Source organism: Pseudomonas sp. 1L-B-1-E-C1, assembly GCF_057291835.1.
This window is the reverse complement of the sequence record NZ_JBXAWN010000018.1, coordinates 46766-72314: the sequence shown is the minus strand read 5'-3', so window position 1 is coordinate 72314 and position 25549 is coordinate 46766. Positions and strand designations below refer to the sequence as shown.

Here is a 25549-nt window from a genome sequence, read left to right as displayed (position 1 = left end):
ACACCCAGAGCCTGCCTTGAAACACATGGCCAAGGCAAGCCCCGACATGTTCGCCAGCCCTAGAACATTTCACCTTTCGCCGCTTTGTCCAGCAACAGTGCTGGCGGCGTAAACCGCTCACCATATTGCTCGGCCAGATACTGCGCGCGGGCGATGAAGTCCTTCAGGCCATACTGGTTGATGAACTGCAGCGCACCGCCGGTCCACGGGGCAAACCCGATGCCGAAGATCGAGCCGACGTTGGCATCCGCCGTTGAGGTCAGCACGCCCTCCTCCACACAGCGCACGGTTTCGATGGCCTGCACAAACAACAGACGATCACGCACGTCCTTCGCTGGAATCTGTCCGTCGACTTTCTCGAAACACGTTTTCAGCTCCGGCCACAGATGCTTCTGGGCGCCCGTTGGATAGTCATAAAATCCGCCTCCCGCAGCTTTGCCCGGTCGCTTGAACTCATTGAGCATCAAGTCAATCACGGCGAAGGCCGGATGCTCGATCAGCGGTTTCCCTTCTGCCTGTAAGTCCTTGGCCGTCTGCTGCCGGATATGGCTCATCAGGCTGAGGGAAACTTCATCGGAGATGGCCAGAGGCCCGACCGGCATCCCGGCCTTGCGCGCTTCCGTCTCGATCATCGGCGCACTGACGCCTTCGCCGAGCATGGCAATGCCTTCATTGGTGAACGTACCGAACACCCGCGAAGTAAAGAAGCCGCGACTGTCGTTGACCACAATCGGCGTTTTCTTGATTTGCAGGACGAAATCGAAGCCGCGGACGAGGGTTTCGGCGCTGGTCTGCGCGCCCTTGATGATTTCCACCAGCGGCATTTTCTCCACCGGACTGAAGAAATGCAGGCCGATGAATTTGCTTTGATCGGGCACGGCCGTCGCAAGGCCGGTGATTGGCAGCGTCGACGTATTGGAAGCGATGACAGCGTCGCCACCCACCACCTGTTGCGCGGCGGCAGACACCTTGGCTTTGAGTTGGCGATCTTCGAACACCGCTTCGATGATCAGGTCGCAACCGGCCAGGTCGGCATCGCTTTCGCTGGCAACGATGCGCGTCAGAACCGCTTCGCGCTGTTCGACCGTCATCTGGCCACGGACAACTTTCTTATCCAGTAGCGCCGCGGAATGCGCCTTGCCTTTCTCGGCGGCGGCGAGGTTGATGTCCTTGAGGACGACGTCGATACCGGCCGAGGCGCTGACAAACGCGATGCCCGCGCCCATCATGCCAGCGCCGAGCACACCGACTTTGCGGGTTTTATAAGGCGCAAAACCTTGCGGTCTTGAACCGCCGGCGTTGATCTCGTTCAACTGGAACCAGAACGTGCCGATCAGGTTTTTCGAAATCTGTCCGGTCGTCAGTTCTGTGAAGTAGCGGGTTTCGATCAGGTGCGCGGTGTCGAAATCGACCTGAGCGCCCTCCACCGCCGCGCAGAGAATCTTCTCCGGCGCTGGCAGCGTGCCTTGAGTCTTGGCGCGCAGAATCGACGGCGCAATCGCCAGCATTTGCGCCACTTTTGGACTGGACGGCGTGCCGCCCGGAATCTGGTAGCCCTTGACGTCCCAGCGTTGTACCGCGGTCGGATTAGCGACAATCCAGGCGCGCGCCTTGGCCAGCAGCTCATCGCGATCCGCCGCCAGTTCATCGATCAGCCCGGCCTGCAACGCCTGTTGGGGGCGCACCTTCTTGCCTTCGAGCAGGTACGGCAGGGCTTTTTCGATGCCGAGCATGCGCACCATGCGCACCACCCCGCCGCCGCCTGGTAACAGGCCCAGCGTCACTTCCGGCAGACCGAGTTGCACCGAGGCGTCATCCACAGCGATACGGTGATGGCAGGCCAGACAGATTTCCCAACCGCCACCCAGCGCCGCGCCGTTAATCGCTGCGACCACTGGTTTGCCGAGGGTTTCCAGGCTGCGCAACTGCGCCTTGAGGGTCAGCACCATCTCATAGAAGGCTTTGGCTTCGGGCTTGCCGACCTTGATCAATTCATTGAGGTCGCCGCCAGCAAAGAAGGTTTTCTTCGCGGAGGTGATGATCACCCCGGCAATGCTGTGTTTTTCCGCTGACAAACGCGCAACGCAAGCGGCCATGGCCTCGCGATACACGGCGTTCATGGTGTTGGCGCTCTGGCCCGGCATGTCCATGGTCAGCACGACGATACCGTCCTGGCCTTTTTCGTAACGAATGGCTTCGCTCATAACAGGATTCCTTGAAATCGGGACTCAGAGGCGTTCGATGATGGTGGCAATGCCCATGCCGCCGCCGACGCACAGTGTTGCCAGGCCGTAGCGCAGGTGCCGCGCTTCCAGTTCATCGAGCAGCGTGCCGAGGATCGCGCATCCAGTGGCGCCCAGCGGATGGCCCATGGCGATCGAGCCGCCGTTGACGTTGACCTTGTCCGGGTCGACGGCCATGTCCTTGATGAACTTCAACACCACCGAAGCAAACGCTTCGTTGACCTCGAACAGATCGATGTCCTCCACGCGCAGTCCGGCCTTGGCCAGCGCTTTGCGGGTCGCCGGCGCCGGGCCGGTGAGCATGATCGTCGGGTCGGTGCTGGTGACGGCCGTGGCGACGATCCGCGCCCGTGGCCGCAGACCAAGCGCACGGCCCTTGGCTTCGGAGCCGATCAGCATCAGTGCCGCGCCGTCGACAATCCCGGAACTGTTGCCCGGCGTGTGCACGTGGTTGATCCGCTCGACATGGCTGTAGACCCGCAACGCCGTGGCGTCGAAGCCCATCTGCCCGATCATTTCGAAACTCGGCTTGAGCTTGCCGAGGCCTTCGAGGGTCGATTCGGCGCGGATGAACTCATCGTGATCGAGCAGGACGATGCCATTCTGATCCTGCACCGGCACCAGCGACTTGTTGAATGAGCCATTGGCGCGGGCCCGCGCGGCTTTGTGCTGCGAGTGCAGCGCGTAGGCGTCGACATCCTGCCGGCTGAAGCCTTCGAGGGTGGCGATGAGGTCGGCGCCGACGCCTTGCGGGGTGAAGTGGCTGTGCAGGTTGGTCTGCGGATCCAGCGCCCAGGCCCCACCATCGCTGCCCATCGGCACCCGCGACATCGACTCGACGCCGCCGACTACCACCAGATCCTCGAAACCGGAGCGCACTTTCATCGCGCCGAGATTCACAGCTTCCAGACCTGAAGCACAGAAACGGTTGATCTGTACGCCGGCGACGCTGACGTCCCAGTCGGCGACTTGCACCGCCGTCTTGGCGATGTCGGAACCTTGATCGCCGATCGGTGTGACGCAGCCGAGGACGACATCATCGACCTGACTGGTATCCAGCGCCGTGCGTGCCTGCAAAGCGGTCAACAACCCCGCCACCAGGTTGACCGGTTTAACGCTGTGCAACGCGCCGTCGGCCTTGCCTTTGCCGCGCGGGGTGCGCAACGCATCGAAAATCAACGCTTCAGTCATGACGTCCTCGAACCTGATTCAGTGTCATTGCACTTTCGCGCTGCGCAGGTCGGCAAGCAATGACCACATTGCTCAAAGCGCTTGACGTCCGCGCTCAGACGGACGGTCATCGGACCTCAGGTGAACCGGTTCAGGTCACCAAGTTGTCTAGCCAGCGGGCGGCAAAGAAGCTGGCAATACGCCTCATGCTTTTTTTAAAGCTTTTTTTAAGCGCTCCATATGAAATGGATCTAAGCCAATGCGGGCGTGGGCCCTAAGGTGAACATGTACGCCATCGTCGTCGGGTTTTGCCGAGACGGGCGTCCTCCAACAGGAAGTGCAACGCGTGCCGTCATGGATCTGCAGTCAGGCACGCCTCAGGAAATAACAATAAAGGCGGTCAAGCCATGTTCAAACAACCGAAAGTACGTCAAGCAGGACTCATTCTTTTCGCCACGACGCTGTTGTTGATCTTGCCGAATCTGACCAAGATCATCGGCTGATTCAAGCGCCGCGTGCTGTAGATCGCCGCTGAAAATGTGACTGGCCCGCTACCCGGGCCAGCGTGGTTGTGCCAACCTTTGCGCACTTACACGACACGGACGGCGGTCATTTGAAAACGCTCATTGCGCTCAGTGCCTTGCTGCTGAGCTTGCCCTTGTCTGCCGCACAACTGGATCTGCAGTTGGGCGCAAACAGCCGCACCTGGCAGACCGAGGAATTGCTCAAGCATCCTCAACTGCAAACCCTCACCATTAACGATGATGTTTCCTACAAGAAGGCCATGACCTATCAGGCTGTGCCCCTGGCCGCGTTGCTGACGGGCGTCAGGCCTGAGGACCACTTGCAAGCGGTGGCGCTGGACGGCTTTGCCGCAGAGTTGGCCGCTGCACCTTTGCTGAACAAGAACGGCGCACGAGCATGGCTGGCAATCGAGGATCCGGCTCGGCCGTGGCCAGCGTTGTCCGCAGGCAAGAACAGCGCCGGGCCTTTCTATCTGGTCTGGACCGATCCGCAAGCCGGCAATATCAGCCCCGAGCAGTGGCCGTTCGAAGTCGCCAGCATCAAGTTGATGGCGCCGGTGGCCCAGCGTTTCCCTGCCCTGCTGCCCGATCCGGCATTGAAGGCCGATGATCCGGTGAACCAGGGCTTTGCCTTGTTTCAGAAAAACTGCCTGGCGTGTCACCGGTTGAATGGTGCCGGTGATGCGCAGTTCGGGCCGGATCTGAATATTCCGTACAGCCCGACCGAGTATTTTGGGGCGGATTTGCTGAAGCGTTACATTCGCGATCCGCAGAGTTTGCGCCAGTGGCCGCAGGCGAAGATGCCGGGGTTTTCGGCGCAGGTGTTGCCGGATGGGGATCTGGAGATGCTGGTGGGCTATCTCAAGCACATGGCCGGCCGCAAAGTTAAACCTTGATGCAGTCTCCCTTGTGGGAGCGAGCCTGCTCGCGAAGGCGGCGTGTCAGACGCTAATTGGCTGGCTGATGTACCGCTTTCGCGAGCAGGCTCGCTCCCACAGGGATGTTACGTACGTCGAGCTATTGCTGCTGCACGGAGATAACCGGCGTCGGCGAGACGAACACTTTCGCGTGCATCTGCTCGCAGCCGCCGCCCCGGCGCATGCCGCGCACCGGGCAGGCATCGAGATAATCCAGGCCCACCGCCAGTTTCAGGTGCCGTTCCGGGCGCGCTAGCTGGTTGGTCACATCAAAGCTGTACCACGCGTCATCCAGCCACGCTTCCGCCCAGGCATGGCTGGCCAGATGTTCGCAATCCTCGCTGTACAAATAACCCGAGACATAACGCGACGGCACGCCAAGGCTGCGAGCGCAGGCGAGAAACGCGTGCGCATGATCCTGACAGACCCCGGCGCGACCGGCGAAAGCTTCAGCGGCACTGGTGTCGACCACGGTCGAGCCCGGCGTGTAGGTCATGTGCTGATTCAATGCGCACATCAAATCGATCAGCGCGGTGCGATCACGCCGTTGCTTGCAGTTTTTCCCGGCAAACTCGCGCAAGGCTTCATCGGCTTCGGTCATGCGCGTGAAGCGCAGGAACGGCAGCGCTGACTGGCTTTCATGTTCGGCCTCGCGCAATTCATCGATATCGACCTGACCACGGGCACCAATGATGATCGCTTCGTGGGGCTCGTCCATGGTCAACACATGCAGGATGTTGCCGAACGGATCGAGCTGCGCCCGCACCGGGCGCGGTAAATCCAGCTGCCAACTGAGGACATGCTGACGCTCGCTGTCGTGAGGTGTCAGGCGCAGGTACTGGATGCTCGCGCGCACCTGATCTTCGTAGTGATAGGTGGTCTCGTGGCTTATGGAAAGTCTCATGCAGCCTCCAGGTAGGAACTGTGAATGGCGTTGCCCAACTGGCGCACCAACGGGATGAATTCGGTCAGCCAGGCGTGCAGGCCTTCTTCGAGGATTTCGTTGATGCCGGTGTAGCGCAGGCGCGCGTCCATTTCCGCCGCCAGACGCTGTGCCGGGCGGCCGTTGGCGCCGGGCAGTTGCGCGAGGATCTGGTCGATTTCTTCGGTACAGGCACGCAGCGAACGCGGCACATCGGCGCGCAACAGCAGCAACTCGGCGACATGCCGGGCGCCGGGCGCATCGCGATAGATTTCCGTGTAGGCCTCGAATGAAGACAAGGCACGCAGCAGCGCACTCCACTGGTAATAGGCGTGCGCGGTGCCATCGCTGACCGCTTCGGCCTGATCGCCGGCCATTTCGTAACGGGCGTCGAGCAGGCGCAGCGTATTGTCCGCGCGCTCGATAAACGTGCCCAGACGAATGAAGCGAAACGCATCGTTACGCATGATCGTGCCGTAGGACGCGCCACGAAACAGGTGGGAACGCTCCTTGATCCATTCGCAGAAACGGCTCATGCCATAACGGCTCAGGCCCTGTTCGGCGATGCCGCGAATTTCCAGCCAGGTCGCGTTGATGTTTTCCCACATGTCGGCGGTGATTCGCCCGCGCACCGCATGGGCACTGGCCCGCGCCGCACCGAGGCAGCTGTAGATGCTCGCCGGGTTGGCCGCGTCCAGCGCAAAGAAATGCAGCAGGCGTTCGGCGTGCAGATCGCCGTGGCGGTCATGGTAATCATCGAGAGTGCCGGTAATCAGCAACGGCATGGCGAGTTCGTGCAGACCATCGCCGCGACCGTCCTGCGGCATCAGCGACAGCGAATAACTGATGTCGAGCATTCGCGCGAGGTTCTCCGCACGCTCAAGGTAACGCGACATCCAGTACAGATCCGAGGCAGTTCTACTTAACATGGCAAGCTTCCTTCAATCCTCGACTACCCAGGTGTCCTTGGTGCCGCCGCCCTGGGAGGAATTCACCACCAGGGAGCCTTCACGCAACGCGACACGGGTCAAACCACCGGGCACGACCCGGGTTTCGCGGCCGGACAGCACGAACGGACGCAGGTCGATATGGCGCGGCGCGATGCCGTTTTCGACAAAGGTCGGGCACGTCGACAGCGACAGCGTCGGCTGCGCGATGTAGGCATGGGGCTTGGCTTTGATGCGCTCGCGAAAGGCATCGATTTCCGCGGTCGTCGCGGCCGGCCCGACCAGCATCCCGTAACCGCCGGAGCCTTGGGTTTCCTTGACTACAAGTTGCGCAAGATTGGCCAGCACATGGGACAGCTCGGACGGGTTGCGGCATTGCCAGGTCGGCACGTTCTTCAGAATCGGCTCTTCGTCGAGGTAGAAACGGATCATGTCGGTGACAAACGGATACACCGATTTATCGTCTGCGACCCCGGTGCCGATAGCATTGGCCAGCACCACATTGCCGGAGCGATAGGACGACAGCAGCCCCGGCACGCCGAGCATCGAGTCAGGATTGAACGCCAGCGGGTCGAGAAAGGCATCGTCGAGGCGGCGATAGATCACGTCGACCGCTTTCGGGCCGTCGGTGGTGCGCATGAATACCTTGTCGTCACGCACGAACAGATCCGCGCCCTCCACCAGTTCAACGCCCATCTCCCGCGCCAGAAAGGCATGTTCGAAGAACGCACTGTTGAAGCGTCCCGGCGTCAGCACCACCACGCTGGGGTTGTCGATCGGGCTGGAGCTTTTCAGGGTGTCGAGCAACAGATTGGGATAGTGATCGATCGGGGCGATGCGCTGGGCGGCGAACAGTTCGGGGAACAGGCGCATCATCATCTTGCGGTCTTCGAGCATGTAGCTGACGCCGCTGGGGGTGCGCAGGTTGTCTTCGAGGACGTAATAAGTGCCATCGCCATCGCGGACCAGATCGACGCCGGAGATGTGCGAATAGATGTCGCGGTGCAGATCCAGGCCTTGCATCGCCAACTGGTATTGCTCGTTGGCCAGCACCTGTTCGGCGGGAATGATCCCGGCCTTGATGATGCGCTGCTCGTGGTAGAGGTCGGCGAGGAACATGTTCAACGCCTTGACCCGCTGGATGCAGCCGCGCTCGACAATCCGCCATTCACTGGCGGGGATGCTGCGTGGAATGGTATCGAACGGAATCAGGCGTTCGGTGCCTTGCTCGTCGCCATAGAGCGTGAAGGTGATACCGGCACGGTGGAACAGCAGATCGGCCTCGCGGCGGCGTTGCGCAAGTAACTCGTCAGGCGTCTCGGCCAGCCAGCGGGCAAATTCCCGGTAATGCGGGCGGACCAGGCCGCCGCCGTCGTACATCTCGTCAAAAAAGGTGCGGATCATGCCGTACTCCTTGTCACTCCGGACATACAGGCCTTCGCAAGGCCCGTGCCATCGGCATAAACGCTTTGAATTCAATCGGTTGTGGATTCACGCCGAAGGCTGCGCACCATTCCTGTGCGGCAAATGCCCCGGCCCGATTGCCCCCGCTTCATTGCGACGCACTGCATCGCCTATCACCAGCATAGTCAGAGTTGATTTCACTGCCCGGCAGTGGCTGCGGATAATCCGCGCATTCGCTGCAAAACTTCATCGACGCGGCGCCGCGAAGTAGCCAGCTCAATTGATCCGGACTGCCTCAGCGGCCCCGTCCCGCCAAGACTTCACTGCATACCCGTCTTCCCTTTTAGCCACCCTCTCCGGTGGCTTTTTTTTGTTTTTTTGAAATATTTTGAATGCAAAAGCACAAGATCGCAGCCTTCGGCAGCTCCTGCACGATCACCTGTAGGAGCTGCCGAAGGCTGCGATCTTTTGATCTTTAAAACGACAACGGCCGACCCGAAGGTCAGCCGTTGCCCGCCAAACAATGCGCATTATCAATTCAACCGGTAACGATTGCGCACCTCCTGCTTCACGCCCCAACCCTCGATAATGCCGCCCAGCGGCTCGACCACGGCGGAAAAACCCTGCTCGAAATCACCAATGTCGTCATAGGTTGCGTACATCACTTTGCTCAATTCCAGCGACCAGGCGCCGTCGTCGCGCGCACTGACCTGGGCATTGATGGACTCACCGCGAAATTTGCCTGCTGCCCTGCGCGCCCGCTCCTCGTCCGGGAAAATCGCGTAGAACTCGATGGGATGGAACCGGGAAAAATCGAAACCGCCTTCTTTCATGCGGCGCAGAACGTTGCTGCTGATGTCTTCTTGATAGGCTGTGCTCATGAATCGTCCCCCTCGATTGATGGATAGACTTTCCGTATTCCCGCCCCGGGCCTTTGGCCTAAGTACTACGGCAACGTGGTTGCGCGCGGGAAACAAGCATGTAGCTGACAAGACCAGACCTTAGCGATCCATTCGCTGATCTCGGTTGCAGAGTAGCCCCAAGAGAGCGCCGCTGCCAAGGCCTGGTTTACGAGATGACAGGAAGTGTTCAGACAGGTGTGATGCTGCGGATTTCGATGCCGTTCTGGGTCTTGAGGTTTTTCACCCCGGCATCGGCGGTGCGCCCTTCCAGATCATTCAGATCCAGCTGGGCGGCGACCGGAAGAAGCCGCTCCTTGATCAGCCGTGCGGCTTCATCATCGGACGGGCATTCCTCACGTTCGAAGATCTCATCAACGATTTCACCATGATCATCCACGAAAGTGACTTTCCACTTTTGCATCAGTGCCTCCTCGATCAACCCGTAAGTGGGCTTACCTCTATCTCGACTTTTTTCCGCGAGAGTTGGTTCAAAAGGATTACAGCACTTAGTCAGGAAAAACGGATGAGCATTGTGGGAGCGAGCCTGCTCGCGAAGGCGGCGTGCCAGTCGACATTGAGTTGGCTGACACTGCGCTTTCGCGAGCAGGCTCGCTCCCACAGGGAGGTTTTTTGCGGGGAAGGATCAGTCGTTGCTCGGCTTGTTCACCGCTTGCAGCACGTATTGCGGCAGAGCGAACGCGCCGATGTGGATTTCCGGGTTGTAGTAGCGGGTAACGATGCCGCTGCCGATGAAGCGCTGTTGCAGGGTTTCACGGCTGAGCTTGCGGTAGGCCGGGTTGGTCGAGCCCCAGGCGAAGGTCATCGAGCCGCCGATGTAAGTCGGCACAGCGGCCTGGTAGAAATGCCAGTCCGGGAACAGGCTGCGCAGGCGGCCAGCGGTGGTTTTGACTTCGTCGATCTGCATGAACGGCGTGCCGTTCTGGGTGACGAGGATGCCGCCTTCATTCAGGCAACGGTGGCACGCCTGGTAGAAGTTCTCCGAGAACAGCACTTCGCCCGGGCCGATCGGATCGGTGGAGTCAGAGATGATCACGTCGAATTTTTCAGTGGTGGTGGCGACGAAACGCATGCCGTCGTCGATCACCAGGTTCAGGCGCGGGTCGTCGTAGGCACCGGCGGAATGGTTCGGCAGGAACTCCTTGCACATGTCGACCACGGTGCCGTCGATTTCGACCATGGTGATGTGCTCGACGCCGGCGTGTTTGGTCACTTCGCGCAGCATGCCGCCGTCACCGCCGCCAATGATCAGCACGCGCTTGGCAGTGCCGTGGGCAAGAATCGGCACGTGGGTCAGCATCTCGTGGTAGATGAATTCATCGGCTTCGGTGGTCTGGATCACGCCGTCCAGCGCCATCACCCGGCCCATGCGCGGGTTCTGGAAGATCACCAGATGCTGGTGCTCGGTGCGCACTTCGTGCAGCAGTTTTTCCATGCGAAAACGCTGGCCGTAGCCTTCGTAGAGGGTTTCCAGATACTCGCTGGTCTTGGTGACGGTCATGGTCAAGTGCTCCGATAAATGCGCGGGCGCCATCGTGGGGACGATTGCCCGGGAAAGGCGCGCATTCTACGTTGCCGAAGATGACAGGTCGAACCTCTGCTTGTTTTTTACCCGCGCAAACCACTGTGGGAGCCGAGCTTGCTCGCGAAGGCGGAGTATCAATTGCCGATGATGGCGACTGACACAACGTCTTCGCGAGCAGGCTCGCTCCCACAGTGATGAAAGTGTGATCGAAACTCAGCTCAGATCCGGACGTTGCCCCGTGGCCCGGCAATTGCCCAGATGATCAGGCCCAGTACCGGCAGGAGGATGATCAGCAACACCCAGACGATTTTCATCCCGGTGGAGGCGCCGCTTTTCAGCACGTTGATGATGGCCCAGATGTCGAGGGCAAGGATGATCAGGCCAATCAGACCGTTGAACGTGGAACCCATGGTGTCGCTCCAGAATAGTGGCATGCACTTTTAGGATAGACGGTCGCGCGCAGGGTTCCCTTTTATTGCGTTCAGACGTGAACAGCGACCTTCAAGGCCTCCAGTGCCGGCGCAGCGGCGATGCCAATCTCGGCGCACAACTCGAGCACGCGAGGCACATCGTTGCCGTAGACCAGGACCATTTGCAGTTCATCGTCGAGCAACTGGCTGAAGTTCATCAGCGTGTACCCGCCGTTTTCCTTGTTCAGGCTGCTCATCTGCACCTGAATGCGGTTGAGCGCGGTCAGCGCTTCGGTCTTCGCCAGTTGCTTGGGCTTGAGGTTGAAATCCACCCCCGGACCGAACGAGGCAACGATTTGTGCGAACAGATCGACGTAGGTGTCGGCCTGGAACAGCACGGTTTCCGGCAGGCTGCCGACCACCACCCACTCACCCAGCGGAATCGGGAAGGTGTCGTCGTAGTTGATGTCCGGATTGGCTGTCAGAAAAGCATCGGCATCGGCGTAGGCCTGCGCGGCTTCGTCGGCGACTTTCAGGATCTCGTCCTCGCCCATGCAGCCGGAGCTGATTTTGCTGATGAGTTCGACGAGTGCGGCTTTCATGAGGGTGGATCCTGTGGTGACAGTGGATTTTTCGGGCGCGCAGGATAGCGCAGAAAAGCAAAAGATCGCAGCCTTCGGCAGCTCCCACAGATTCTGCGTGTGACTGCGGACCGGCTGCGATCTTTTGACGTTTATGCCAACAACTTTTCCAGCTGCGCGGTGGTATCGACTGCGCCCATGGTCCGGGCCGCGTCCAGCGCGGTGACGCCATTGGCGTCCTTGGCTTTCGGGTCGGCACCCTGACCGATCAGGTAATCGACGATTTCAACGCGGTTGAACATCGCCGCCATCATCAATGCCGTGCGGCCATCGAACGACGAGCCTTCGATTTCGGCGCCCGCCTCGACCAGCGCTTTGACCACCGCCAGATCGCCTTTGAACGCGGCACCGGCAATCGGGCTCTGGCCGTTGCCATTGCGCATTTCCGGATCGGCTTTGTGTTTAAGCAGTACCTTCACAGCATCAACATGACCGTAGTAACTGGCGAGCATCAACAACGTGTCGCCCTTGCTGTTTTTCAGGTTCACCGGCAACCCGGCGGTCACCAGGCGATCGAGCATCTCGGCATCACCGTCGCGCGCCTTGTTGAAAACCTGCTCGGTGAATTCGGCAGCTTCCTCAGGGGTCATCTGGCGGCTTTGGTCGGACATGGGGCACTCCATTTCGGTCTATCGGAAAGCCGACAGTTTCCCGAGCGCGACGGTGGCTGTCACTCGGTTTTTTCCGAGCACTCTGATAGCCACACTCAATATCGATGTTTGCCTTGTTGAATTTCGGCGAGGATTTCCTCACTGACATGCACATAGGTTTCACTGCCGGGCAGCCAAGCGAAAATCGGGTCATCGCCCGTGACCCCGGGGTCAAAGCCTTCCTTTTTCAGGCGAGTCTTCTGGTATTTGAAGGTCCCGGTGGTTTCCATTTTCACTTTCACCCGCAGGAACAACGGCACGGCATAGGCCGGCATGCGTTGCCGGGCGAAACTCAGCAGTTCGGCGAAATCCAGCGTGGCCAGGGATTCGGCGGGAGTAATCGCGGCCATTCCCGCACGCCCGTTGGTATTGGGGATTTCCACCCCATAGGCCACGGCCTCAGAGATCAATGGATGCTGCAGCAACCGGTTCTCGACTTCGGTGGTCGACACGTTTTCACCCTTCCAGCGATAGGTATCGCCGAGGCGATCAACGAACTGCGCGTGACCGAAACCGATGTTGCGCAGCAGGTCGCCAGTGTTGAAAAAGCGATCACCCTTGTTGAACACATCGTGAAGAACGACGCGCGCGGTTTTCTGCGGATCGGTGTAACCGTCCAGCGGTGCCTTGTCGTCGATCCGCGCCAGCAGTAAACCCTGCTCGCCCTTGCCGACCTTGCGCATGAAACCATCCTCGCCGCGCGACGGCTCGCCACTTTCGTGATCGTAGGCGACCAGTTCCCAGGCCATCAGCGAGAAGCCAACGGTGTTATCGAAATTGAGAATGTTGCTGAAACCGATGTTGCCGTCGCTCGCTGCGTACAGCTCACAGATGTGCTCGACAGCAAAACGCGTTTTGAACTCGGCCCAGGCACCGGGGCGCAAGCCATTGCCGATCATCTTGCGAACGTCGTGGCGGCTGTCATCGGCGCTGGCCGGTTGCTCGACCAGGTAGCGGCACAACTCGCCGACATAACCGATAGTGGTCGCGCGATAGCGGCGCACATCATTCCAGAACTGACTGGCGCTGAATTTGCGCCGGATGGCAAAACCCGAAGCGCCGTTGATCGCCGAGCCCCAGCACACGCACAGGCCGGTGGCGTGATACAGCGGCAAGGTGCAGTAGACGACGTCATCGGTGCGCATATCGAGGGCGATCATGCCGAAGCTTGCCGAGCTGCGCATCCAGCGGCCGTGCTTGAACACTCCGGCCTTGGGCAGGCCGGTGGTGCCAGAGGTGTAGATGTAGAAACATGGATCGTCGAAGAAAATCTCCGCGCTGCTCGGCGGGTTGGCGCTGCTGGCGTCGGCACTGGCGCTGATCAGATTGACGTAACCCTCGGGCGCGATGCCCGGATGGCTGTACGTGTCTTGATCGGCGACAAACCATGTACGTGGTGCAGCAATGGAGACTTGATCACGCACGCCGGCATAGGTCGCAATCAACTCTGCGCCGACCACGATAGCCACCGGCGCGACCAGGTTGATGCTGTGGACAAGCGTGTCGCGCATCAGCGAGGTGTTGAGCAGCGCACTGACCGCACCGAGCTTGGCCAGCCCGAGAATGATCACCAGCAATTCCGCACGGTTCTCGATGAACACCGCGACCACATCGCCTTTGCCGATGCCCTGCTCGCTCAGATAATGCGCGATGCGATTGGCCCACTGGTTGACCTGTGTGTAGGTCAGCGCAACGTCATCCTGCAATAACGCCACGCCATCGGGGTTGCGCAGCGTCGCTTGCTCGAAGGTCCAGCCCAGGCCACACGTTTGGGTCGGATCCGTGACGTTGGCCACTTTCATGCCTTTGACCACGCGCGGGATGGCTTTGGCAATCATCGGCAGTTTGCGGAGCATCATGCCCCAGGTAATCGTGTCGCTTGGTGCGTGACGCATGAAAGCTCCCCGTTCGACCTTGACGTGCAGATCGCTGTTCTTGTTATCGGGTAATGGCTGCGACCAACGCATTTTGTCGAAGGTCGAGAGGGAAAGTACGTCAGCGCTCGCGAGGCTGTACACGCGGTTTTTGCAATGATTTGTATCCCGTCGCGCTGGATGGGAAAGCGTGGATTCTGGTACGAACGTTTGGTTCCGTTGTGCCAGGAAAAATCACGCAAAATGCAGGATGCACGATGGCCATTCATGCAGATTGCACGACACCTGCAAAATGCAACGATTGCAACTAATTGATTTGTAAGGTTTTTTATTCGCATCAATACTGGCACAAACGCTGCAACTACCTCCGCATGCTTGCCATTCAAGTACATACGGAGCTGATGACATGAGCCTGATTCAAGAAAAATTTACATCGCTGTTCTCCAACTACGAAGTCAGCACTGCCCCACGTCCTGACGGTGGCATCCTGCTCACTCTGCGTAGCAGCGACGGCAAAGTCTTCAAACGCGCACTCTCGTATCAGCAACTGCATGCCGGTGACCAACTGTCGTGGGCGATCAGCGCGATCCGCCGTGACCTGGCCGAACAGGCCAGCGAGTTGCCGCAAATTGCAATGCTGCAGAGCCAGCAGCGCTTTGCCCTACCGACGTATCACTCGCTGTAATTTGCTTTACACAAAAACAGGCCGTGGAGCATGCGCTTCACGGCCTGTTTTTTGTGCGCATGATTTTTGTAGGAGCTGCGGCACGCTGCGATCTTTTGATCTTGATTTCATGCGGAAATCGAAAGATCGCAGCCTCGTTTCACTCGGCAGCTCCTACAGGGATTTGTGCAGTAATCAGAACGCTTCCGGTTCGATTCCGGTAAAGCTGTCCACCGTCACATGCCCTGCAAGCTCCCCGCCCTCACGAGCCAAACCGCAGGTTTTCAAGCCGGCTGCCTGCGCCGCGTCGAGTTCTTCGACGATGTCCGAGAGGAACAGGATTTCATCTGCCTCAACACCCACCGCCTGCTGAATATTGCGATAGGACTGCGCCTCACGCTTGGGCCCCGAAGTCGTGTCGAAATAGCCGCTGAACAGCGGCGTCAGATCCCCCGCCTCCGAGCAACCGAAGATCAGCTTCTGCGCCTGGATCGAGCCGGATGAGTAAACAAACAGTTGATAACCGGCAGCATGCCAACGTTGGAGCGCTTTAACCGCATCCGGATAAACGTGGCCTTTCAACTGCCCGGCCTGATAACCCTGTTCCCAGACCATGCCCTGCAATGCCTTGAGCGGGGTGGCCTTGCGGTCTTCGGCGATCCAGCTCAAGAGGATTTCAACAACCCGTTCAACATCGGCCTGCGGCTCATTGCTGTCGCGGCGCACGGCGTCGAGCTGTTCGGCCACGTCAGTGCGGGAAGCGTGCTGGCGCACGAAATCCGGCAAGTGTCTGGCGGCGTACGGGAACAGCACGTCGAAGACGAAACTCACCGCGCTGGTGGTGCCTTCGATGTCGGTGAGGATGGCTTTGATCGGCACGGTTTCAGTCCTCCAGGCGCGGGAAGCGGCCGGCGATGTCTTCGCCGGTGAAATTGGCAACCCAGCCTTCCGGGTTGTTGAACAGACGGATCGCCACGAAATGTGGATGCTCGCCCATGTCGAACCAGTGCTTGGTGCCGGCCGGAACCGAGATCAGGTCATTCTTTTCGCAGAGCACGGCATAGACGTAGTCGTCGATGTGCAGGGTAAACAAGCCACGACCGGCGACGAAAAATCGCACTTCGTCTTCGCCATGGCGGTGTTCTTCGAGGAACTTGGCGCGCAGTTCGGCTTTTTGCGGGTGATCACTGTTGAGGCTGATCACATCTACCGTGATGTAACCGCGCTCGGTCATCAGCTTGTCGATCTGCTCTTTATAAGCGCTGATGACTTCTTCCTGACTGGCGCCGGGCTGGATCTTCGCGGCGGCCTGCCAGCGGTCGAAACGCACGCCCTGCTCGGCCAGCGTCGAAGCGATGTCTTCGAAATGGGTCAGCACCTTGTTGGGAATCTCAGGGCTGGAAACGTGATAAACGGACAGGCTGCTCATGGGTAATTCCTCGGTAGCGGCGGCGCCGTCCGGCTCTTCAAGACCGGTCGGGCGCCGCATGTCATCAGGCAAACGGGCTGTTTCTGGTGAACTCAGCCTTGGCGGTTCATGACGCTGCGGGTTTTCAACTCGCATTCAAACAGGAATTCAAAGGCCTCGATCTGCCGCAGCGCGTCGCTCATCTGCGCGCCCCAGGTGTACAGGCCATGGCCGCGAATCAGATAACCGACGCAGTCGGGATGGGCGTCGAGCCAAGGCTGCACCTTGGCGGCGAGCCGCGCAATGTCCTGATCGTTGTCGAAAATCGGCACGCGCACCCGCGATTCGTGGGTGGAAATGCCGCTGAAGGCCTTTTGCAGTTCGTAGTCTTCGAACTCGATGAAGTCTTCCGGGGTCAGGCGCGAGAGCACCGTGGCATTCACCGAATGGGTGTGCAGCACCGCGCCGATCTCCGCACGCCAACTGTAGAGCTGGGTGTGCAACAAGGTTTCGGCGGAAGGTTTCTTGCCCGGCTCCAGGCTATTGCCGGACAGATCGGTGGCGAGCACGTCATCCAGCCCCAACTGGCCTTTGTGCTTGCCCGATACGGTCAACAGCGCTTCGCTTGGCGACAGGCGCGTCGAATAGTTGCTGCTGGTGGCCGGCGACCAGCCACGACCATAAAGAAAGCGCCCGGCATCGACGATTTGTCGGGCGAGCTGTTCACGGCTAAGGCTCATGGCCTGTCCTCTTGCATACGTGTGGCAATGATAACGGCAGCGGCAAGCGCTGCGAGACTGGCAATACTAAAGGTCAATGTCGGGCCGAGGGCATTCCAGCTGTAACCGGAATACAGCGCGCCTAACGCCCCGCCAGTGCCGGCCAGAGCTGCATACAGCGCCTGGCCCTGTCCTTGCTGACGGGCGCCGAAACTACGTTGCACGAAAGCGATGGCAGCCGCGTGAAAACTGCCGAAAGTCGCTGCATGCAGCACTTGGGCGAACAGCAGCACCCAGAGAAATTCAGCGAACGAACCGAGCAGCAGCCAGCGCAACGCCGCCAGCAGGAAACTCGCCAGCAGCACCCGGCGCAGGGAAAACCGCGCCAGAATGCGACTCATGGCCATGAACATCAGCACTTCAGCCACCACGCCAACAGCCCAGAGCATGCCGATGACGCCACGGCTGTAACCGAGCCGTTCAAGATGCAACGTCAGAAAGGTGTAATACGGCCCGTGGCTGACCTGCATCAGCGCCACACAAGCATAAAATGCCAGCACGCCAGAATGGCGCAGTTGCTTGAGGAAGCCCTCGCCCGTCGGCCGATTGCCTTGCGCCGGTTGCGCATTCGGCACCCACAGACTGCTGAGGACGATGCCGGCCATGATCAGCACCAGTGCCGCCGGGTAAATGTCCAGGCTCAGCCATTCGAACAGCCGCCCCAAGGCCACCACGGTGATGATGAAGCCGATCGAGCCCCACAGGCGAATCTGACTGTAGCGCGAGGTCTGACCCTGCAGATGCGCGAGGGTAATGACTTCGAACTGCGGCAGCACCGCGTGCCAGAAAAACGCATGCAGGGCCATGACCATCGCCAGCCAGGCATAGGTCTGGCTGACGAAGATCAGCGAAAAGGTCAGCAACGTGCAGACCGCGCCAAAGCGCACGATGGCCAGGCGTCTGCCGGTGTAATCGCCGAGCCAGCCCCAGATGTTCGGCGCCACGCAGCGCATCAGCATCGGAATCGCCACCAGCTCGCCGATGCGTGCGGCGCTGAAGCCGAGGTGATCGAAGTACAGCGCCAGAAACGGCGCGGTCGAACCGAGCAAGGCGAAATAGAACAGATAGAAACTGGACAGCCGCCAGTAAGGGAGCGCCGCCACGCCGGTTATGCCGCGACGGCTTTGAGCGCAGCCATCAGAGCTGGCCCAGCACCGGCGTGCTCACGCGCACATCGGCGTTCTGCCCGCGGTGGCGCAACAGGTGATCCATCAGCACGATGGCCATCATCGCCTCGGCAATCGGTGTCGCACGGATGCCAACGCATGGATCGTGGCGGCCCTTGGTGATCACGTCGACCGGGTTGCCGTTCACGTCGATCGAACGCCCCGGCGTGGTGATGCTCGAGGTCGGTTTCAACGCCAGATGCGCAACGATCGGCTGACCGGACGAGATACCGCCGAGGATGCCGCCAGCGTTGTTGCTGAGGAAACCCTCCGGCGTCAGTTCATCGCGGTGTTCGGTGCCGCGTTGGGCGACACAGGCGAAACCGGCGCCAATCTCCACGCCCTTGACCGCGTTGATGCTCATCAGCGCGTGGGCCAGTTCGGCGTCGAGGCGGTCGAAAATCGGCTCGCCGAGACCCGGCATCACCCCTTCGGCGACCACGGTGATCTTCGCCCCGACCGAGTCCTGATCGCGGCGCAACTGGTCCATATAGGCTTCCAGCTCCGGCACCTTGTCTGGATCGGGACTGAAGAAGGCGTTCTCCTCTACCGAGTCCCAGGTCTTGAACGGAATCTCGATCGGGCCGAGCTGGCTCATGTAACCGCGAATGACGATGCCCTGACTGGCCAGATACTTCTTGGCGATCGCCCCGGCCGCCACGCGCATCGCGGTTTCCCGCGCCGAACTGCGGCCGCCGCCGCGATAATCGCGCTCGCCATATTTGTGGTGGTAGGTGTAGTCGGCGTGGGCCGGGCGGAACAGATCCTTGATCGCCGAGTAGTCCTTGGACTTCTGATCGGTGTTGCGGATCAGCAGGCCGATCGAGCAGCCGGTGGTGCGGCCCTCGAACACGCCGGAAAGGATTTCGACTTCATCGGCTTCCTGACGCTGGGTGGTGTGGCGGCTGGTGCCCGGCTTGCGGCGATCGAGGTCGCGCTGCAGATCTTCCAGGGAAATCTCCAGGCCCGGCGGGCAGCCGTCGACAATGGCGACCAACGCCGGACCATGGCTTTCGCCAGCGGTGGTGACAGTGAACAACTTGCCGTAGGTATTGCCGGACATGCAGGACGCTCCGTGAAATCAAACCCGAATTCTTGATGCGCGCCAGTATACGCAGGCTAACCGAGTAGTTCATCCTCGAACCTTAGTGGTGCCGGCGAGTCCAACCGGCACCTTGACCAATGATGGCGTGATGATGCTGCGAGTTCTGATCTTGAGTCTTACCCTCTTTACCGGCTTTGCCCAAGCGACAGTCCTACAACGCCCGGTCACTCTGGACACCGGCAGCGGCGAACTTTTCGGTTCGTTGTTGCTGCCCAAGTCCGACAGCCCGGTGCCGATTGTTCTGATCATTTCTGGCTCGGGTCCTACAGATCGCGACGGAAACAACCCGGACGGCGGGCGCAATGACAGCCTCAAGCGTCTGGCCTGGGTGCTGGCCAAACACAACATCGCCAGCGTGCGCTACGACAAGCGCGGCGTTGCGGCGAGCCTGGCGGCGGCTCCGGATGAACGTAATCTGTCGGTGGAAGGCTATGCGGCGGACGCAGTGGCGTGGGGGCAGAAGCTCAAGGCTGATCCGCGCTTCGGCAAACTGATTCTGCTCGGCCACAGCGAAGGCGCGCTGATTGCCAGCCTCGCCGCGCCGAAGCTGGACGCAGCGGCGGTGATCTCGCTGTCCGGCAGCGCACGGCCGGTCGATCAGGTAATCCGCGAACAATTGGCCCGCAGCCTGCCGCCGCCGCTGATGCTGCGCAGCAACGAACTGCTCGACAGCCTCAAGGCCGGACGCCCCGATGACAATGTGCCGCAACCGTTGCAGGTAATCTTCCGCCCGAGCGTTCAGCCGTACCTGATTTCGCTGTTCCGCCAGGATCCGGCGCAAGCTTTTGCCCAGCTGAAAATGCCGGCGTTGATCGTCCAGGGCAGCAACGACATTCAGGTCGGCACCGAAGACGCGAAGCTGCTCAAGACGGCGAAACCGGATGCTCGGCTGGCGGTCATCGAAGGCATGAACCACGTGCTGCGCATCGTGCACAACGATATGAAGCGGCAATTGGCCTCCTACAAGGACCCGAATTTGCCACTGGCCGCCGAACTGGGCGCCGCCGTCATCGAATTTATTGACGGAATTCGCGCGAGTTAACTGCTGTTTGCCCTCCAGTCCGGCAGAAAACGGCCGATAAGCCTTTGTCGCCAGCGCAACGTCTGGCGGCAAGCAGGGCTTGGACAGGATCTCGCCGTTATGACTGACACCCAGACTTCACCCGACACTACCGCCGAAAAAGACGCTCCGCCAGCGGTCGAGCTGCCGTGGGCGGATGTGCAGGCCGAGCACCACAAGATGCTCCGCCTCGCGCCGCTGCAGACCGACCGCAATACCGGTGGCCGGCCGTTGCGCTTCGTCGAATTCGGTTACGCCGAGCGCAACAGCAAAGAGCGCAGCCTGATGCGCATGGCGATCAAGCTGCCCAACCAGCGCGTGCGCAAAGAGCAGAATCATCTTGATGTGTGGGTCGACCACGCGACCAAACGGGTGAGCTTCGGTCCCGACAGCGGCTTGCAGATCGAACCGCTGAACCGCGGCATCGGCCGTTTCATGGCCGCGCAAGGCATCAACTGGGCGAAAAAGCGCTGGCCCGGTTACACCGTCGACGGCATGGACCTGAACAACAAGGACGCGCTCAACGAAGACACGCGTTTGCGTCGTGATCATTTTCTGCGCGTGCACGGTTTCGATGTGGCTTACGCCGACGCCCAGCATTTGAAAGGCAGCATCAAGGCTGTGCAGGTCGGTGACTTGCTTGGTGACTGGAACAGCGAAAAACTGCAGATCGTCGAGATCCTTGAAGCCGCGCAGATGCTGCAGCAGGCCGAGCAGAATCTGGCCGAACAGGAAGTGAAGCTGAAGAAGCAGGAAGAGAAAGTCAGCAAGTTCAAACGTGAAGACGCCGGGTTGCGTTTCACGATTACCTGTCTGGTGGCGTTTGCGGTGTTTCAGGCGGGGTTGTTGATCTGGATTGCTACCCACCGGTAGATCAAAAGATCGCAGCCTTCGGCAGCTCCTACAGGATGTCCATCATTCCAGTGTAGGAGCTGCCGAAGGCTGCGATCTTTTGCTTTTGAAAGGTCAGACGCGAGCTGCGAAAAGTGCCTGATGCGCGCGGCACTGCTCCGCTGTCAGCATGAATACGCCATGCCCGCCGCGCTGGAATTCCAGCCAGGCGAAATCGACTTCCGGGTACAACGCCTCGACGTGCACCTGGCTGTTGCCCACCTCGACAATCAACAAACCTTTCTCGGTCAAGTGATCCGCCGCTTCGGCGAGCATGCGCCGGACCAGATTCAGACCATCATCACCGCAGGCCAGGCCAAGCTCCGGCTCGTGCTGATATTCGTCCGGCATGTCGGCGAAATCTTCCGCGTCGACGTAGGGCGGGTTCGACACGATCAGATCGAAACGCTGACCCGGCAAACCATCGAAGCCATCACCCTGCACGGTGTAGACGCGCTCATCGACGCCATGGCGCTCGATGTTCTGGTTGGCCACTTCCAGCGCTTCGAACGACAGGTCCGCGAGCACCACTTCGGCATTCTGGAATTCGTAAGCACAGGCAATGCCGATGCAGCCGGAACCCGTGCACAGGTCGAGAATTCGCGCCGGCTCGTTGCCGATCCACGGCGCAAAGCGGTTCTCGATCAGTTCACCAATCGGCGAACGCGGGATCAGCACGCGCGGGTCGACGATGAACGACATGCCGCAGAACCACGCCTCGCCGAGCAGATAGGCGGTGGGAACGCGATCTTCGATGCGGCGCTTGAGCAAGCGCTGCAGATTGACCAGTTCGTCATCTTCCAGCGCGCAATCAAGATAGCTGTCGGCGATTTCCCAAGGCAGGTGCAAAGCGCCCAGCACCAACTGGCGCGCCTCGTCCCAGGCGTTGTCGGTGCCATGGCCGAAAAACAGATCCTCCCCATGGAAGCGGCTGACGGCCCAACGGATGTGGTCGCGCAGGGTACGAAGTCGGGAAGTGATCACGGCGTAGAACTCCAGAAAAAACGACTGGCGATTCTACCAGCCAAAACGCGCGACGACGACGCAGGAAAAACCACGCGGCTCCGGTAGGAGTTTTCTTTTTTTTGCATCAGGCATTGAACGGAACGTGTAACTTGACAAGGCTGCAGGCCAAGAACGACGGCGCCTACGATGGTAGCGATTCACAGAACCGCTCAGCCAGAGGACAATGTCGCAAAAGCCCCACCCCGAGGAGCCCCAGAATGTCCGTTCCAAAAACGATGTTTCAACTCAGCGGCCGCGGTTACGCAGCGGCCACACTGAGCCATGCCACCGTGGTCATCATCGATGCCCAGAAAGAATATCTCAGTGGCCCGCTGGCCCTGAGCGGCATGGACGCGGCCGTCGCGAACATCAAACAAGTGGTTGCCGCAGCCCGTGCCGCCGGTCGGCCGATCGTGCACGTGCGTCATCTCGGCACCGTCGGCGGCCTGTTCGACCCACAGGGCGAACGCGGCGAATTCATCCCCGGCCTGGAACCGCAAGGCGATGAAACCATCATCGGTAAACTGCTGCCGAGTGCGTTTCATGGCACTGAACTGCTCGAGCGCCTGCAGAACCTCGGCTCACTGGACCTTATCGTATGCGGTTTCATGAGCCATTCCAGCGTCAGCACCACGGTGCGCGCGGCGAAGAATCTGGGTTTCCGCTGCACCCTGGTCGAAGACGCCTGCGCGACCCGCGATCTGCCGTTCAAGGGCGGCGTGCTCAGTGCTGAACGCGTACAGGAAGCGGAAATGGCGATCATGGCCGACAACTTTGCCACTCTGGCCAAGACTCAGGACCTGATCTGATCCCGCCCCTCTGAGCGGTGCATTGGCGCCGCTCATCCGCTATATCCGCTGATTTGCCGCAAATGCCATAGCCTCAGGAACAACCCGGTCAACTCCCGGTCGAAGGGCCGATACCATTGAGGAAGGTCGGAATGAAGTTATCCGATGGATTTGACGCACGCCGTTTGCGGCCCAAAGGCCAAAGCAACTGGCGTTTTCGATTTGGCGCGGCGATCTCGGCCATTCTGGCGACGTTCGGCGTGCTGCTGGCGATGGCCGGCGCGGCCAGCCTGCTCGGGCGCCCACCGGCGCTGGGTGACCTGAACGCATCACCGCTGGGCTCGGCAATCATGCTGGCGGTCGGTCTGCTGTTCCTGTACTTCGGCGTTGCCCTGTGGCGCCGCTGCCGCCGTCGCGCACGGCAATCGCGGGAACTGAACATGTCCCCGCATCTGATGAAAAAACACGACTGACCGACGGCCTGGCTTTTTGCCGGGCCGTTTTGTGTCGACTTGGGTAAACTGGCCGCCCTTCGCGGAGGCTGACATGCAAGACGACGATTTTTCTCTGTTCAAAAGTGCGATCCAGGGCGTCAAGCCGATCAAGCACGACCGCGCCGACACCGGCAAACCCAAGGCTGACCGCGCGCAAATCGCCAAGCTGCGTCAATCCGCTACCGTACGCAGCGACACCACGATCATCGACGGCTTGTCCGACCAGTTCGTGATCGACGTCGGCCCGGAAGACGAGCTGATGTGGTCCCGCGATGGCGTGCAGGAAAGCCAGATGCGCAAGCTCAAGGTCGGGCAGATCCCGTTCGAAGGCAGCCTCGACCTGCATGGCATGAGCGTGGAAAAAGCCCGCGAGACGCTTTGGGCATTTCTCGCCGAAGCGACCCGATTCGAAATCCGTTGCGTGCGCGTGACCCACGGCAAGGCGGTGCGCCTGGATGGCAAGCGCCCGATGATCAAAAGTCACGTCAACACCTGGCTGCGCCAGCACGCCCAAGTCCTCGGTTTCTGCTCCTGCCAGGCCCGCCACGGCGGCGCCGGCGCGGTTTATGTGATGCTGAAACGCACCATGATGGAAGGTCGCGACGAATAAGGCCGCCACACCTGGTTGCAGAGCGTGCCCGCCACGGGGCAAGAGTTGTAAAAAAGAATTTCAATGATCGGGCGTGGTCAATCGCGTACACCCATCATGGATTTACCGTTATGACATTCTCCAAATTTTGCCAAGGGCTATCGAATTGGGCAGGAAGCTCCAAGACTTTTCTGACCGCCATTTTGCTTATCGTTGCCTGGGCTTCGACCGGACCGTATTTTCACTACAACGACACGTGGCAGCTGATCATCAATACTTCGACCACGATCATTACCTTCCTGATGGTGTTCCTGATCCAGAACACTCAGAACCGGGACAACGACATTCTTCACCTCAAACTCGATGAGCTGATCCGAGCCTCCAAGGATGCGCAGAATGCCACTTTGTCGCTCGACAAACTCGGGGCCAGGGAGCTGCGAGAATTGCGCAAGCGTTACAGAGAAATGGGTGAAGGCGATGAAGTCTCGGTAGAGGTGGATGTCAGCGCGGTGATGACAGTCAATGACAAACCTTCGTCGGCCAACCCGGATACACCCGCAGTGTGACTTGCAGGCTCCCTGACCGAATTGGCCATTCACGCCCGCCGGCAATACAACTGCCGACACACATACGCTACCATGTGCCTCATGGCGGGTATGAAAGCCTGCGTTTATTGCCACTCAGCTCGGTCATAGCGCTCAGATGTTGCTATCGACATGCGCCCGATGGATAAACTCCAGCACTGACTGGGGCGAACTCGGAAAGCTCGAAAACTGCTTGATTGGTACAAAATGGGTACAGGCAGAAACAGTACCCCTCTGAAACCCTTATGGAATCAGCCCCTGTGACACTGGAACAGAACTACACCGCGATTCTCGGCCAATTGGGCGAGGACGTGTCCCGCGAGGGCCTGCTCGATACGCCAAAGCGTGCCGCCAAAGCCATGCAGTACCTCTGCCGCGGTTACGCGCAGACGCTCGAAGAGGTCACCAACGGTGCCCTGTTCAGCTCCGACAACAGCGAAATGGTGCTGGTCAAGGACATCGAGCTGTATTCGTTGTGCGAACACCACTTGCTGCCGTTCATCGGCAAGGCGCACGTCGCGTATATCCCGAGCGGCAAAGTACTGGGCCTGTCGAAGGTCGCGCGGATCGTCGACATGTACGCCCGCCGCCTGCAGATCCAGGAAAACCTCAGCCGTCAGATCGCCGATGCGGTGATGCAAGTCACCGGCGCGCTGGGCGTCGCCGTAGTGATCGAGGCCAAGCACATGTGCATGATGATGCGCGGCGTCGAAAAGCAGAATTCGTCGATGATCACCTCGGTGATGCTGGGTGAATTCCGCGAAAACGCGGCAACCCGTAGCGAATTCCTCAGCCTCATCAAGTAATTCGCAACAGAAAAGAGCCGGCGTTGATCGCCGGTTTTTTTTCGCCCGTGAAAAATCGGGTAA

Annotated in this window: 27 protein-coding genes and 1 pseudogene; 10 read left to right on the top strand and 18 right to left on the bottom strand. The window is 59.9% G+C overall.

Translation table 11 applies throughout. The features are described 5' to 3' along the window. Positions 1-59 precede the first annotated feature (59 nt). Together AC0Z4S_RS25400 and AC0Z4S_RS25395 are read right to left on the bottom strand one after the other, a co-directional pair. Positions 60-2204 (bottom strand): 3-hydroxyacyl-CoA dehydrogenase NAD-binding domain-containing protein, encoded by a 2145-nt coding sequence (locus AC0Z4S_RS25400; RefSeq protein WP_485625001.1) that lies wholly within the window; start codon positions 2202-2204, stop codon positions 60-62. Between the two features lie 24 nt (positions 2205-2228). Further along, on the bottom strand, positions 2229-3434 hold the full coding sequence (locus AC0Z4S_RS25395; protein ID WP_485625000.1) for an acetyl-CoA C-acetyltransferase: 1206 nt from the start codon (positions 3432-3434) through the stop codon (positions 2229-2231). 592 nt (positions 3435-4026) lie between these two features. Between AC0Z4S_RS25395 and AC0Z4S_RS25390 the strand changes: the two genes are divergently transcribed. Further along, positions 4027-4833, top strand: coding sequence for a c-type cytochrome (locus tag AC0Z4S_RS25390; protein WP_485624999.1), 807 nt, complete (start codon positions 4027-4029; stop codon positions 4831-4833). A gap of 121 nt (positions 4834-4954) precedes the next feature. Here AC0Z4S_RS25390 and AC0Z4S_RS25385 read toward each other — a convergent pair whose 3' ends face one another. The 10 genes from AC0Z4S_RS25385 to AC0Z4S_RS25340 form a co-directional block, all read right to left on the bottom strand. After that, positions 4955-5758, bottom strand: a complete 804-nt coding sequence (locus tag AC0Z4S_RS25385) for a transglutaminase family protein (protein WP_485624998.1) — start codon at positions 5756-5758, stop codon at positions 4955-4957. After that, positions 5755-6705: an alpha-E domain-containing protein gene (locus tag AC0Z4S_RS25380; RefSeq protein WP_042608485.1), complete on the bottom strand. Its 951-nt coding sequence runs from the start codon at positions 6703-6705 to the stop codon at positions 5755-5757. Before AC0Z4S_RS25380 ends, AC0Z4S_RS25385 begins: the two co-directional genes overlap by 4 nt. 12 nt (positions 6706-6717) lie before the next feature. Next, entirely contained in the window at positions 6718-8127 is a 1410-nt protein-coding gene (locus AC0Z4S_RS25375) for a circularly permuted type 2 ATP-grasp protein (protein ID WP_485624997.1), read from the bottom strand. 533 nt (positions 8128-8660) lie between these two features. Beyond that, a complete protein-coding gene (locus tag AC0Z4S_RS25370; RefSeq protein ID WP_003223226.1) occupies positions 8661-9008 on the bottom strand; it encodes a ribonuclease E inhibitor RraB in 348 nt (115 codons plus the stop codon). Between the two features lie 208 nt (positions 9009-9216). After that, positions 9217-9450, bottom strand: a complete 234-nt coding sequence (locus tag AC0Z4S_RS25365; protein ID WP_042608487.1) for a hypothetical protein — start codon at positions 9448-9450, stop codon at positions 9217-9219. A 222-nt stretch (positions 9451-9672) separates the two neighbouring features. After that, positions 9673-10548: a polyamine aminopropyltransferase gene (gene speE, locus AC0Z4S_RS25360; protein WP_016773785.1), complete on the bottom strand. Its 876-nt coding sequence runs from the start codon at positions 10546-10548 to the stop codon at positions 9673-9675. A 242-nt stretch (positions 10549-10790) separates the two neighbouring features. Beyond that, positions 10791-10982, bottom strand: a complete 192-nt coding sequence (locus AC0Z4S_RS25355; protein ID WP_016773784.1) for a PLDc N-terminal domain-containing protein — start codon at positions 10980-10982, stop codon at positions 10791-10793. 71 nt (positions 10983-11053) lie between these two features. After that, a complete protein-coding gene (locus AC0Z4S_RS25350) occupies positions 11054-11584 on the bottom strand; it encodes a hypothetical protein (RefSeq protein WP_471879473.1) in 531 nt (176 codons plus the stop codon). Between the two features lie 131 nt (positions 11585-11715). After that, positions 11716-12234, bottom strand: a complete 519-nt coding sequence (locus tag AC0Z4S_RS25345; RefSeq protein WP_039763836.1) for an ankyrin repeat domain-containing protein — start codon at positions 12232-12234, stop codon at positions 11716-11718. A 95-nt stretch (positions 12235-12329) separates the two neighbouring features. Continuing rightward, on the bottom strand, positions 12330-14168 hold the full coding sequence (locus tag AC0Z4S_RS25340; RefSeq protein ID WP_485624996.1) for a long-chain-acyl-CoA synthetase: 1839 nt from the start codon (positions 14166-14168) through the stop codon (positions 12330-12332). Between the two features lie 385 nt (positions 14169-14553). Between AC0Z4S_RS25340 and AC0Z4S_RS25335 the strand changes: the two genes are divergently transcribed. Next, positions 14554-14832 carry a DUF3509 domain-containing protein gene (locus AC0Z4S_RS25335; protein ID WP_016773780.1) on the top strand — a complete coding sequence of 93 codons (279 nt, stop codon included), beginning with the start codon at positions 14554-14556 and terminating at the stop codon, positions 14830-14832. A gap of 174 nt (positions 14833-15006) precedes the next feature. On the opposite strand, the gene mtnC is transcribed toward AC0Z4S_RS25335, so the two are convergent. The 5 genes from mtnC to aroC all read right to left on the bottom strand — a co-directional run bounded on the left by mtnC (position 15007) and on the right by aroC (position 19227). Next, entirely contained in the window at positions 15007-15690 is a 684-nt protein-coding gene (gene mtnC, locus AC0Z4S_RS25330; RefSeq protein WP_485624995.1) for an acireductone synthase, read from the bottom strand. Positions 15691-15694: 4 nt separating this feature from the next. Then, positions 15695-16240 carry a 1,2-dihydroxy-3-keto-5-methylthiopentene dioxygenase gene (locus AC0Z4S_RS25325; RefSeq protein WP_038861971.1) on the bottom strand — a complete coding sequence of 182 codons (546 nt, stop codon included), beginning with the start codon at positions 16238-16240 and terminating at the stop codon, positions 15695-15697. 92 nt (positions 16241-16332) lie between these two features. Beyond that, positions 16333-16959 (bottom strand): methylthioribulose 1-phosphate dehydratase, encoded by a 627-nt coding sequence (locus AC0Z4S_RS25320; RefSeq protein ID WP_485624994.1) that lies wholly within the window; start codon positions 16957-16959, stop codon positions 16333-16335. Then, positions 16956-18101 carry an MFS transporter gene (locus AC0Z4S_RS25315; protein ID WP_485624993.1) on the bottom strand — a complete coding sequence of 382 codons (1146 nt, stop codon included), beginning with the start codon at positions 18099-18101 and terminating at the stop codon, positions 16956-16958. The genes AC0Z4S_RS25320 and AC0Z4S_RS25315 overlap by 4 nt, the downstream gene beginning before the upstream one ends. Before the next feature lie 34 nt (positions 18102-18135). Continuing rightward, positions 18136-19227, bottom strand: coding sequence for a chorismate synthase (gene aroC, locus AC0Z4S_RS25310; RefSeq protein ID WP_024012223.1), 1092 nt, complete (start codon positions 19225-19227; stop codon positions 18136-18138). A 130-nt stretch (positions 19228-19357) separates the two neighbouring features. Here aroC and AC0Z4S_RS25305 point away from each other — a divergent pair, with 130 nt between their 5' ends. Continuing rightward, on the top strand, positions 19358-20311 hold the full coding sequence (locus AC0Z4S_RS25305) for an alpha/beta hydrolase (RefSeq protein ID WP_485624992.1): 954 nt from the start codon (positions 19358-19360) through the stop codon (positions 20309-20311). Positions 20312-20410: 99 nt separating this feature from the next. Continuing rightward, positions 20411-21202, top strand: a complete 792-nt coding sequence (locus AC0Z4S_RS25300) for a hypothetical protein (protein ID WP_042608495.1) — start codon at positions 20411-20413, stop codon at positions 21200-21202. Positions 21203-21295: 93 nt separating this feature from the next. Here AC0Z4S_RS25300 and prmB read toward each other — a convergent pair whose 3' ends face one another. Next, positions 21296-22204 (bottom strand): 50S ribosomal protein L3 N(5)-glutamine methyltransferase, encoded by a 909-nt coding sequence (gene prmB / locus AC0Z4S_RS25295; RefSeq protein ID WP_485624991.1) that lies wholly within the window; start codon positions 22202-22204, stop codon positions 21296-21298. A gap of 239 nt (positions 22205-22443) precedes the next feature. Here prmB and AC0Z4S_RS25290 point away from each other — a divergent pair, with 239 nt between their 5' ends. The 6 genes and pseudogenes from AC0Z4S_RS25290 (at position 22444) to folE (ending at position 25486) form a co-directional block, all read left to right on the top strand. Next, positions 22444-23034 (top strand): cysteine hydrolase family protein, encoded by a 591-nt coding sequence (locus tag AC0Z4S_RS25290; protein ID WP_016773772.1) that lies wholly within the window; start codon positions 22444-22446, stop codon positions 23032-23034. A 131-nt stretch (positions 23035-23165) separates the two neighbouring features. Further along, positions 23166-23486 (top strand): hypothetical protein, encoded by a 321-nt coding sequence (locus AC0Z4S_RS25285; RefSeq protein WP_016773771.1) that lies wholly within the window; start codon positions 23166-23168, stop codon positions 23484-23486. A 73-nt stretch (positions 23487-23559) separates the two neighbouring features. Next, entirely contained in the window at positions 23560-24117 is a 558-nt protein-coding gene (locus AC0Z4S_RS25280; RefSeq protein WP_042608498.1) for a Smr/MutS family protein, read from the top strand. A 110-nt stretch (positions 24118-24227) separates the two neighbouring features. Further along, a complete protein-coding gene (locus tag AC0Z4S_RS25275) occupies positions 24228-24662 on the top strand; it encodes a low affinity iron permease family protein (RefSeq protein ID WP_253500585.1) in 435 nt (144 codons plus the stop codon). A 9-nt stretch (positions 24663-24671) separates the two neighbouring features. Beyond that, positions 24672-24918 (top strand): annotated as a pseudogene (locus tag AC0Z4S_RS25270) (site-specific integrase); the annotation flags it as partial. Positions 24919-24940: 22 nt separating this feature from the next. After that, complete coding sequence (gene folE / locus AC0Z4S_RS25265; RefSeq protein ID WP_064364569.1) at positions 24941-25486, top strand: GTP cyclohydrolase I FolE; 546 nt, start codon at positions 24941-24943, stop codon at positions 25484-25486. Positions 25487-25549: the final 63 nt, after the last annotated feature.